At 57.9% G+C, this 10,989-nt stretch carries 8 protein-coding genes; 3 read left to right on the top strand and 5 right to left on the bottom strand.

All coding sequences use genetic code 11. From position 1 onward, the window contains the following. Window positions 1-732: 732 nt before the first annotated feature. Window positions 733-2,193, top strand: a complete 1,461-nt coding sequence (locus tag KF841_07595; protein ID MBX3395217.1) for a hypothetical protein — start codon at window positions 733-735, stop codon at window positions 2,191-2,193. A gap of 107 nt (window positions 2,194-2,300) precedes the next feature. Here the strand turns inward: KF841_07595 and KF841_07590 are convergent, their stop codons facing one another. From KF841_07590 to KF841_07570, 5 genes are all read right to left on the bottom strand, one after another. Continuing rightward, complete coding sequence (locus KF841_07590; protein ID MBX3395216.1) at window positions 2,301-3,311, bottom strand: Gfo/Idh/MocA family oxidoreductase; 1,011 nt, start codon at window positions 3,309-3,311, stop codon at window positions 2,301-2,303. Further along, window positions 3,308-4,291: an acyl-ACP--UDP-N-acetylglucosamine O-acyltransferase gene (gene lpxA, locus KF841_07585; GenBank protein ID MBX3395215.1), complete on the bottom strand. Its 984-nt coding sequence runs from the start codon at window positions 4,289-4,291 to the stop codon at window positions 3,308-3,310. Before lpxA ends, KF841_07590 begins: the two co-directional genes overlap by 4 nt. Window positions 4,292-4,380: 89 nt before the next feature. After that, window positions 4,381-5,694: a UDP-3-O-[3-hydroxymyristoyl] N-acetylglucosamine deacetylase gene (lpxC, locus tag KF841_07580; GenBank protein MBX3395214.1), complete on the bottom strand. Its 1,314-nt coding sequence runs from the start codon at window positions 5,692-5,694 to the stop codon at window positions 4,381-4,383. Continuing rightward, on the bottom strand, window positions 5,672-6,727 hold the full coding sequence (gene lpxD, locus KF841_07575; protein ID MBX3395213.1) for a UDP-3-O-(3-hydroxymyristoyl)glucosamine N-acyltransferase: 1,056 nt from the start codon (window positions 6,725-6,727) through the stop codon (window positions 5,672-5,674). The genes lpxC and lpxD overlap by 23 nt, the downstream gene beginning before the upstream one ends. A 19-nt stretch (window positions 6,728-6,746) precedes the next feature. Continuing rightward, window positions 6,747-7,409: an OmpH family outer membrane protein gene (locus tag KF841_07570; GenBank protein MBX3395212.1), complete on the bottom strand. Its 663-nt coding sequence runs from the start codon at window positions 7,407-7,409 to the stop codon at window positions 6,747-6,749. Between the two features lie 576 nt (window positions 7,410-7,985). Between KF841_07570 and KF841_07565 the strand changes: the two genes are divergently transcribed. Beyond that, a complete protein-coding gene (locus KF841_07565) occupies window positions 7,986-8,567 on the top strand; it encodes a chemotaxis protein CheW (protein ID MBX3395211.1) in 582 nt (193 codons plus the stop codon). An 83-nt stretch (window positions 8,568-8,650) separates the two neighbouring features. Further along, window positions 8,651-10,888 carry a PAS domain-containing protein gene (locus KF841_07560; protein ID MBX3395210.1) on the top strand — a complete coding sequence of 746 codons (2,238 nt, stop codon included), beginning with the start codon at window positions 8,651-8,653 and terminating at the stop codon, window positions 10,886-10,888. Window positions 10,889-10,989: the final 101 nt, after the last annotated feature.

Raw genomic sequence — 10,989 nt, 5'->3', positions numbered from 1 at the left:
ATATCGTGCTAGAATTCGGCTGAAAACGCAGTATTCAACCCAGCCGACGCTATTTGATAGTTACCAATACGCCTCACGTGTCCTGAGGATTTTTGTCTTGGGATGGTAGGAAGCTCATGGTCAACATTAAATGGAGGAACTCAAATGGCGGCGAAACGTTGCGTAGCAGTCGCAGCAGTAATTTTGTTGGTGGGGATGGCGTCGATCCACAGTAACCTGAAGGCGTGTCCACCAAGTAGCTGTCTGACTGGACAGCGTTGTCTGTCGAATCCGATCATGGATTTTGATTCGTGCGACCTCCCAGTGGCGGTACTGCCCCAAGTAAAGTGTAAGTGCGAAAGTGATGACAAATGCGCCAGTGGCTACTATATGGTGGTGCCGGCATTTACCGTGCTGAACACTGGCGTGGAGTCTCCCAATCCTCCGTATTGTGGACCCGAAACCCCTTGTTACTTCTGTTACGAACCTTGTACCGAAGATTGTTGCTATGTTTACGATTGTCTGACGGCTTCGGCCGAACAGGAGTGCGGCGGGGAACCGGGAATGAACTGCTTCCCACAAAAAGTGAGTACTTGTGTAGTCGATAGTTGGCAGAGCACGACTCGCGAGTGTTGCATTTGGCAGAATTAGTGTGTTGAACAGAAGTGGATTGAATTGCCGCTCGTGCGGGGCAGTGTTTCAGAGTACCGGCAATTTTCGTTTTTCCATTGATTGTGCCTGGGAGAACTTCTTATGTTTCTTGAACTATGCTTCCTGGTCGCTGTGATATCGGCTGCAGGTCCGGTTGACGTTGTGCCAGAGTCGTTAGCACGTGCTTATAGTCGTCGCATGGATTTCACAACCGCGTACTTCGATTATGAGTATCAGGCCGAGGTTGCTGGTGGGCGTCGCATTGCGAAGCGTCGCTACGAGGCTCGATTTGCCGGTGACACCGTCTTCTGGGTTGACCACGGTGATGAAGATGGAATCGTCGCGTATCCTGATTACAATGCGGGACCTCGCTTCGGTGTGCGGTTTACCTGCTCGCCGATGCGAATCGTGAGGGTAAATGGTGGCCAAGACGAATGGGGCATCCAGGATGGCGGCACGACCTTGATCGGTCGCCGGAAATTCAAGTACCCAGATGACATTATTGGGCCGGGGCCGAATATGCTGCTTGATCCCAGATGCGCCGGCTTGTGGACACGGGCCTATTCTGAGAAATCGCCGTCGCAATGGCTTGCGGACTTGCAGGGACGAAACTACCAGTGGTCTGAGAGAAACGTGGACGGCATCGTCGAAGTCGTGGGCTCCATCAAGGCTGAACCTGATTCGAAGTCTTCGTTTCCAGTTGTTGCATGGCGCATAGATCCGGCTAGAGACCATGCGATTGTGGATATCAAGACCTTTGTGCGGGGGCGCGACGGCTCACGCGAGCTTCATGAACACCTTGAAGCCGAGCATAAGCGCGTCAATGGACGCTGGTGGCCGGTACGCTGTGTAACTGAATTTGCCAAGGGTGGTGGCGAAACAATCGTGTTCAACAGAGTGGAGTTCGATCGCAAGGAACATCCTTCAGAATTGGGGCCGGATATTCTCGGTGTTCCACCGGGGCTTCCCGCCGTCGATAGGATCCATCATGATCCGAGTGCGGGCCCTCTCGCGATGGGTCGGTACATTGGGGGCGGGACGGTGGTGTCGGGGGCTGAATGGGCCGAGGTTTACCATAATCAATTCGATGCTGGAGAACTCGCAGACTTCATGGAGCGCGCGCGGGTATTCGGAAACGGTGAATATCCCCGTTGGTGGAGTGCCGACGACGAGACATTTGGCTTAAAGAATGTATCGCACATGCCAGATATGTGGGAGGCCTACGTCCGGCGATGGATTATTCGCCACTCGCATGACGCTATTGCCGTAGGTGGTGGAACGGCCGCGGCTCGGCTGAAGGACTCCCAGATTGAGTCCGCAATGGCCATTCTGAAGGACTGCCGTAAAAGCGCCAACCTAATCCTGCGGCGAAGGGACGAAGAATCTGCCGTCGAAACCTCCTCCCCGCATGAGACAGCCACTGCGGCAAACCCCGGAGATCGTTACGAGCGGGAACTGGACAAGATTTTTCAAACGCTGAAGATCCGACTCAACGGCCTGCTGACGACGAAACAACAGAAGAGTGATGCCGGAGAGGCGGCATTGTCCGGGGCTGGCAAGTAACGACCCCGGTGATTCAACCATTCAAACAGGATCGAATCGATGCCCGAGATCGTCAGCTTGTCCCGTGCACAATCGATTGCGGCGGGTGGCAGATCACCCGGCCGTCGTCAGCCTTCCCATTTGTGCGTCTGAATTGCTGTCACGATGTCGGTGGCGAGCTTGACCGCCGCGACCCCGTCCTCGGCGGTGACGATCGGCGGGACGCCGGTCGCGACGCAGTGAAGAAAGGCCTCCAACTCGGCCCGGAGCGGCTCGACATCATCGACCAGGAGCGGCTCGACCTTGACCAGTTCGCCGAAGTCGATGTTGGCCATTTGGGAAAGATCGTCCACATCCTTGTCTTTTGCCAGCGCGAGAATATCGAGGTTCGCATCTCGCTTTATGACAATTCCCGTTTTGCGCTGATAGTCCACCGAGAGATAGGCCGTCTCACTGAAGACGCGAAGGCGGCGATCGGTCTTGAGTGCCAATCGTGAGGCAGCGAGGTTTGCAACCGCCCCGTTGCCGAAAACAACGCGAGCGTTGGCGACGTCTTCGTGCCCGGCGAGCACATTCACACCAACGGCATCGATGCGTGCGGGTGGCGATTTGACGAGATGCAGAACGATGTCGATATCGTGAATCATCATGTCCGATACGACGCCGATATCGGCCGAGCGAAAGCGAAAAGGGCTGATCCGGGTGGTTTCAATGTACTTGGGCAAGATATCAAGTCGCGACAGGGCGCGCACGACGGGATTGAACCGTTCCGTATGACCGACGGTGAGGAGAGAACCGGTGCGACGCGAGCAATTCAGCATGGCCTCGGCATCTTCGACCGTTGGGGCGATGGGCTTTTCGCAAAGCACGGCGATACCGCGATTCAAAAGTTGTTCCGTAAGTCGGCGGTGGTGAATCGTCGGGACCGCCAGACTGACTGCCTGGACGACATCGGGCAGTTCGTCGATGGAGCGGATTGGCTGGGTGCGATACTCTGCCGCGCACTTGCCGGCGCGATCAAGGTCGTGGTCGACAATGGCGATGAGCTCGGCCTGAGGCAGTTCGGAGTAGATTCGCGCGTGGTGGCGGCCCATGTGGCCGACGCCGACGACGGCGACGCGCAGTGGATTTGAACTCACGCGGGATCGCTCCGCATCACGCCGAGATCGGCGGGATTGAGGTCATTGACGACGGCGTTTTTTTCATCACGCTGGTAAAATCGCGGCTTGGGCTGGGTTCCGTCGCGTCGAAGGGACTCCAGATACCGGCCGTGTACACCTTTGTGAATGGAACGATCAAGGAACTCGAGCATATAGCGGCAGTGCTCGTCACTGAACTTGCGAGCTTCCGCTTCGCGGAGGCGCTTAGCCAGTGTCGCGGCGACGTCACTCTCCTTGCGGCGCCAGGGGAATAGACCGTACAGGCTTCTGGCCCTGAATTCGTTCGGAATCTGGCTTTTTCGCGGATACAGAATCTTGGTCAATTCGCGGAGCTGCTGTACGGATGCCTCCGGGAATCCCCAGCGGGCGAGTCCCTTGACATTCACGCCCTGGATGATTCCGTCATAGCCGTAAATCACATAAGGCGGCGTGTCCGCGGTGCAGCGAGCTGCGCCCGTGATGAAGCAGTTGCGGCCAAGCGTGACGAACTGTTGGACGCCGACGAGTCCGCTGATTACGACGCGGTCCTCAATGTGGACGTGCCCGGCGATCTGCACAAGGTTTGACAGAATGCAGTTGTCGCCGACGACGACGTCGTGAGCCAGGTGCGAGCCAACTTGGAACTGGTTGCCGTTTCCGATCCGAGTGACGCCACCGCCGACTTCGGTGCCGGTGTGGGCGGTGACGGATTCTCGAAAGATGTTGTTATCGCCAATGATCAGCTCGGTATCAGCGCCGTCATATTTGAGGTCCTGCGGGGCGGCACCGATGACGGACTGGGGATAGAACGTATTGCCGGCGCCGATCCTCGTCTTTCCGAGAATCGTGACGCTGGCAAGGAGCCGATTACCCGGCCCGAGGCGGACCTTCGGACCCACGTAGCAACCCGGGCCGATCTCGACGTCCGAAGCAACTTCGGCACGGGGATCAATGGTGGCAGTTGGGGCGATCTTGCTCATTCAACATTTCTTAACGATCGCGAACTGGACAATGGCCGCGCAGGGCCGGCGTGCCGATCACGGCACACCCTGTCTAAAGCGCGATTGGCTTACGCACCCGTCTCCGCATCAACAAGCATAAACTTTATCTCAGCCTGGGCGACGAGGGAACCCTCGACAGTCGCCTCGGCTCGGACATGCCCCGTCCGGGCCTTGACTCTAAGCGTTTCCACTTCCAAAACCAAGCGGTCTCCCGGAACGACCTGCCTGCGGAATTTGACATGGTCCATGGAGAGCAAAACCGCGATTTTTCCGGCGTGCTCCAGCTTTTGGGAAAGCAGAATGCCGGCCAGTTGGGCCATGGCCTCGATTATTAACACGCCCGGCATGATCGGCTGGGCCGGGAAATGGCCCTGAAAAAACGGCTCGTTGATGGAAACGTTCTTGATTCCGACCGCCCGGCGGTCCCCATGGATTTCGAGGACGCGGTCGATCAGCAGGAACGGGAACCGGTGCGGCAGTATCCGATGGAGTTGCGTCGAATCAATCGCGGCTTTGGAGCCGATTCGTTCGTTCCGGTTTCTTCGTTCAACGGCCTCCAGGAGCTTGCGGACCAGCTCGTGGTTCAGGGAATGGCCGCTGCGGGTGGCGATGATCTTGCCGTAGAGCGGTCTTCCGGCCAGGTAAATGTCCCCGATGAGGTCAAGAATCTTGTGGCGAACACATTCGTCCGGGAAACGAAACTGATTTCCGATGACGCCCTGCGGCCCGATGACGACGACATCGGCATAGGTGAGGTGCTTTCCGAGGCCGGCCGCCTGAAACTGACGGGCTTCTTCTTCGAGCAGAAACGTTCGCGCGGGCGCGATCTCCTTGCAGAAGGAATCGTGGGTAACCCGGACCGCCAGAAACTGCCGTGGAATGGAAGACTCAGGCCCGTAATCGAGGTCGTAGAGGATGTCGAGGGAATCTGACTCGGTCGGCACCGCGATTAGTTCGGCGTCGCCTTCAGAAACGCGGATTGTGTCGTTGATTCGAATCGGGCGGCGAGGCGTTTCCTGCGTTCTGATTCCGGCAGACTCTATCGCATTGACGAATGAGAGGCTGCTGCCGTCGCCGCCGGGTAATTCGCCGCCTTGCATCTCCACGTCAACATTGTCGATGCCCATGCCATGCAGTGCGGCCAGACAATGCTCGACGGTTTCGACGGCGAGCGTTCCGTTGCGGAGGGCTGTGCGACGAGCGCGTTTGGTGACATTTGAAACATGCGCCTTGATTCGGGCGGAGGCGGCGCCATCGAGGCGCACGAAAGTGACGCCGGAATCGGGTGCCGCCGGCTTGAAGCGGACAACCACATCCTCACCGGTGAAAAGCCCGCGCCCGCGGACTTCGGCATGGGAATCAATCGTTTGTTGCGCCGTCAAGTTCCTTCACTCGTTTTTCGAGTGCCGCAACTCGTTTGAGGAGCTGCGGCAGCTCTCGGGCAGCAGCGATTTCCCGCAATGCGGCACGGTGCTCCTGAGCCGGATTTCCAAGTACCGTCTGACCGCTATCCACGTCCGCCATGACTCCGGTTCTCGCCGCGATCTGCGCTCGATCCCCGAGTGTGATGCCGTCTCGAATTCCCGCCTGGCCGCCGATCACCACACCCGTACCGGTTTGCGCGCTGCCGGCGATCCCACACTGGGCGACCAGAATGCTCAACGGACCCAGTTGGACATTATGAGCGATCTGAACGAGGTTATCAATCTTGCACCCACGGCCGATGCGCGTGGGTCCGAGCTTGCCGCGATCCACGCAGCAATTGGCCCCGATCTCCACATCGTCGTTGATTTCGACCGTCCCAATATGCTTCAGTTTTCGGTGTTGTCCACCACGAAATATGTACCCGAAGCCATCGGCGCCGATCACGGTTCCGGCGTGGATTATCACCCTGCGGCCGAGGGTGCAGGAATCGTAGATGACACATCGGGCGTGTATCACGCTGTCTTCGCCGACGGTGACATGACGGCCAAGGCTCACGCCATTGTAGATCGTCACCCTCGCGCCGATTCTGGTATACGGACCGATCACCGCGTACGCACCGATTCGCGCACGTTCGCCGATGGTGGCGGACGAATGAACAATCGCGGTCGGATGAACGCCTTCTGATGGCGCATCGAGTTCGACATAGAATGCCTCAAGCACGTCAGCCACGGCGGCATCGGCATCCTGAACGATCATGCCCCGCGGATGCGCGGCGACCAACTCGGCCGGGCCGATGACCGCACCGGCGCGTGTAGTTGCCAGTTGCGTCGCATACTTCGCGTTCGCGATCCACGTCACGCAGGTTTCATCCGCTTGCGACAATGTCGCCACCCGCGAAATTCGGTTATGGCCATAGTCGCCGGCACCTGCGAGCGTCGCTCCGCAAAGGGACGCGAGTTCGGCGATCGTGAACGATCGTTGTTCTATCATCGTGGTTTGAAGTTCCTTCCTAGTTCCCGGATTCGCTGGGAGGCGACAGTTGCTTCTTGCCGCCGGCGGCACGGTACGCCTCGTTGATACGCCGGATCACCTCATTCGTGATGTCGATATTGGGGTCGGCGTGGACAACCGCCCGCTCCTGGATCATTCGACGGATTGAAGCGAGCGACTGATCGGTGTCGTCGGGGCTGAACGCCTTGTACTGGAGAACGACGGAGTGGCCGCGCTCATTGGCAATCTGTCCGACGATTTTCGACGCCTTTTCATACACGATTTTTGTCCAATCGAACTTCTGGGCTTCGAGGTCCTGCTCTTTCACTTTCAGCCAGACATTCGCCTCCGTGCCGAGCCGGATCAGGTCCCGGCGCCGCTGATGAAAGTCTGGCGTGCCGGGCTGGAAGGCGCTTAACTCTATTTGCTTATCCTCGATGACCTTTTGCCGTGTTTTGGCCTCGGTCTGAACGTCTACCTCCTGTTTTCGAAGGACTTCGTTCAGGTCTCGGATCTGCTCGCATTCGTTAAAGATGCGAACGAAGTCAACGATCGCGACCGGACCGGCGGTTGTTGCGGCAGATGGCTGATCCTCCGGTCCGCCAAGGGTTTGGGCGGCCCATGCGGACACCCCGGTCAAGACGATCACCACAAACAAGGCCGTGGAATTCGATTTCGACATCTTTGTGCTCCTGACAAGCGTTCATGACGCCTCTGTAATCAGAGGATATTTCCCTATTCTGATGCGGCCCGCGCTGAAAGCAAGCGCAACGGCGAACGGCGGAATTCCAGCCGGGAAATCGATGGCTTGAGTCGATGTGCCTCAGGCTAATCAAATCGGACGACAGCTTGGGTGGGGGATCAAGGCGATATGGGCTCAAGCACGCGATGTTATCCGACTGTCGCAGGGCGGAATTGATCGCGGGACGCCGCTTGATAGGCACGCTTGAGCTTCGACGATGTTCTTACTTTGCCGCACCGGCGCGACGGGCGGTCCGATTCTTGGCAAACGACGGACGCGTGTCGTCTGGGCGGCAGAAATTACCTGGTCCCGATTCCTGTTTCATTGGACTTGAATCAACAACGATTGACTCAACGCACTGAGTCTAAATCCGCAATCGCCAAATAATGAACTATTCCATGTTTCGTTATAAAGCGCGGCGGTCCGTGAAACGATGAAGCGATGAACAGCCGTGGTCGATCGACACTGGATCGGCCCGGAAGTGATTCGTTGGCGTTCATCGCAGGAGCCGTCAGCATGTCAACCGCACTGGCCGAACCGAAGCAGAAAGTACCTCAATCAGACAAATCCATCGGACCGACGGATGCGGCGATTTCCGGCTCGTCCGCGAACGCCTCCAATGGGAACGGGGCAGGAACCACGCAGATCGTCGGTTTCAGGATTGGCAACGAAGAGTACGGGGTGGACATCATGCGCGTGCAGGAGATCATCCTGCTCGGCCACATCACCAAGATGCCCGAGGTGCCGGACTATATTCGCGGGCTCATCAATCTGCGCGGTCACGTGATTCCGATCGTAGACCTTCGGACCCGATTCGGTCTGCCGCGCGGTCAATCCGATGAACACACCCGAATCATCGTGGTCAACGTCGGAGACAAGACGATGGGGATCGTCGTCGATGCCGTCAACGAGGTGCTGCGGATCGGGGCGGAGCAGCTCGAGCCGGCTCCGTCGAGTATTGCGGGCATCGATCACGCTTACATCAAGGGATTAATCAAGTTCGAATCCAAGCTGCTGATTCTTCTCGACATTCACGCGATCCTGACGCGCGAAGACGATGCTCAGATTGATAAGGCGGCCGGCAAAGCGGGTCAGTAACAGGCGGGTTTCAGCCCGACTCGGTCGGGTTGTTCATGAATAGTCGATTGTTCAACACGGGCACGAATAAACGAGGCGTCAACATGGCATCTGATAAGAGCAAGACAACGGGCGGGATCAAGAATCGGTTTTCAGGTTTCGTGACGGGATGCGGCGACATGTCGACCGCCTTCACGCGCATTCAAGCGGTGGTGGACGGCCTCGGCGCCAATGTGCTCGTGGCCGACGCCGATCGAAAGCTGATCTACATGAACGAGCGGTCGGAATCCTCGTTCCGCAGCATCGAAGAAACCTTCGAGAAGGAACTCGGTTTGTCTGTGACCGAGATCATCGGCGCCTCACTCGATCGCCTGCACGGCGACCGAGCCAGAGAATACCAGAAGCAGCTCTCGAATCCCCGCGGTTTTCCCGTCAAGACCGACGTCAAGCTGGGCGCCACCACGCTATCGCTCGAGACCAACGTGTTCCGCGATGAATCCGGCGAGGTTGCCGGCTACGTCGTGACCTGGGAAGACGCCACGGAGGATTTCGGACTCAAGGAGAAGTTCAACGATTACTCGAGTCAGATGAAAGCCCTGGATCTGACGCAGGCCATCATCGAATTCGAACTCGATGGCACAATTATTACCGCCAATGAGAATTTCCTGAAGACGCTCGGATACTCGCTGGACGAGATCAAGGGCAAGCACCACCGGATGTTCGTTGAGCCGACTTATGCCGGCAGCGCGGAGTATGCCGAGTTCTGGCCGACGCTTGCTCGTGGCAAGTATTTCTCAGGCGATTTCAAGCGCCTCGGCAAGGGCGGCAAGGTCGTATGGATCCAGGCATCCTACAACCCCATCTTCGACCAGAACGGCAAGGTCTGCAAAGTCGTGAAGTATGCGATGGACGTGACCTCCAAGAAGCTGTCGGAATTCGAGGCCCAGAAGATGGCCGCGATGATTACCAACGCGCCGATTAATATCATGCTGGCCGACAAGGATCTCACCATCACCTATGTTAATCCGGCGACGGTCAAGGCGCTCGAGCCGATCAAGCACCTGCTGCCGATTCCGATTGACAAGATCGTCGGAGCGAACGTCGACGTCTTCCACAAGAATCCCGCGCATCAGCGAAACATCCTGTCCAATCCCAAGGCTTTCCCTCATCGCGCAGTAATTTCTCTCGGCGAACAGAAACTCGATCTGCTTGTGAGCGCGATTTACAACGCAAACGGCGATTACCTTGGCCCCATGGTCACATGGGAGAACATCACAGCCAAATTGGCAATGGAAGCCGAGCAGAAGCGCCTGACTGAGGAGAACGAACGAAATGCCATGGAACTGCGGGCGAAAGTCGACGAACTCCTCACCAGCGTTCAGTCGGCGGCTGCCGGCGATCTGACCACCGAGATCACCGTCTCCGGCGAGGATCCGGTCGGCCAGCTCGGTGAAGGCCTGCAGCGCATGATCAGCTCACTGCGCGACATCATCGTTCAGATCGCCGAATCAGCGGAGCAATTCACGGAAGGCGCTCGTGTCGTGGCCGAAGGCTCGACCTCGTTGTCCGATGGAGCGCAGACCCAGTCGGCGAATGTTGAGCAGATGTCAGCATCGATCCAGGCGCTGAACAAGATGATCCAGACCGTCGCCGATAACGCGAAAAACGCCAACGACGTCGCAAAGCAGACGAGCACGCGTGCGGAAGACGGGGGCGCGGCGGTTCAGAAAAACATCGAGGCCATGAAGCTGATCGACAAGTCCGCCGAGCAGATTGCAGAGATCATCGGTGTCATCAGCGAGATTGCCGCACAGACCAACCTCCTTGCTCTCAACGCGGCAATCGAAGCTGCCCGCGCCGGCGAGCATGGCCTGGGTTTTGCGGTCGTTGCCGATGAAGTGCGAAAGCTGGCGGAACGGTCGAGTCAGGCCGCAAAGGAAATCACGACACTCATCAAGGAATCGACTCAGCGCGTGAAAGAGGGCGCGTCGCTCAGCGAACAGACCGGCGAGGCGCTCAAGAAGATCATTGAAGGTGTCGCCGAGACAGCCAACGGCATCGCTCAGATTGCCAATGCCACGGGCGAGCAAGCGTCGACCGCCAACGAAGTGAAGGTTGCCATTGAGAACGTTGCGTCGGTGACAGAAAACAATGCGTCCGCCGCCGAGGAAATGGCGGGCTCGTCCGAGGAATTGTCCGGACAGGCCCTGCAATTGAAGGAACTGGTTGGCGCATTCAATGTCGGTTCGACGACCGGTTCGAAAAAGCCCGCGCCGGGTCCGTCCACCAACTCTTCCAAGGTCAAGGGCGTTCGTCAGCCCGCGCCGGCCGGCGCGCGGTAAGGCAAGAGTTGGTAATTGACTGAACGGAATCCCGCACCGGTCGCCGTCGTACTGAATGCGGCGGCGACCGGATGCGCCCGAGCAACCGTTGTCGGCGAAGA

The sequence above is a fragment of the Phycisphaerae bacterium genome (assembly GCA_019636475.1).
Classification (GTDB): domain Bacteria; phylum Planctomycetota; class Phycisphaerae; order UBA1845; family UTPLA1; genus JADJRI01.
This window is presented reverse-complemented; position numbering and strand designations above follow the sequence as displayed.

Excerpts from the sequence above, each read along its gene's own strand:
- KF841_07595 (MBX3395217.1), top strand. The coding sequence starts at position 733 with ATGTTTCTTGAACTATGCTTCCTGGTCGCTGTGATATCGGCTGCAGGT.
- lpxA (MBX3395215.1), bottom strand. The coding sequence starts at position 4,291 with ATGAGCAAGATCGCCCCAACTGCCACCATTGATCCCCGTGCCGAAGTT.
- lpxD (MBX3395213.1), bottom strand. The coding sequence starts at position 6,727 with ATGATAGAACAACGATCGTTCACGATCGCCGAACTCGCGTCCCTTTGC.
- KF841_07570 (MBX3395212.1), bottom strand. The coding sequence starts at position 7,409 with ATGTCGAAATCGAATTCCACGGCCTTGTTTGTGGTGATCGTCTTGACC.
- KF841_07565 (MBX3395211.1), top strand. The coding sequence starts at position 7,986 with ATGTCAACCGCACTGGCCGAACCGAAGCAGAAAGTACCTCAATCAGAC.
- KF841_07560 (MBX3395210.1), top strand. The coding sequence starts at position 8,651 with ATGGCATCTGATAAGAGCAAGACAACGGGCGGGATCAAGAATCGGTTT.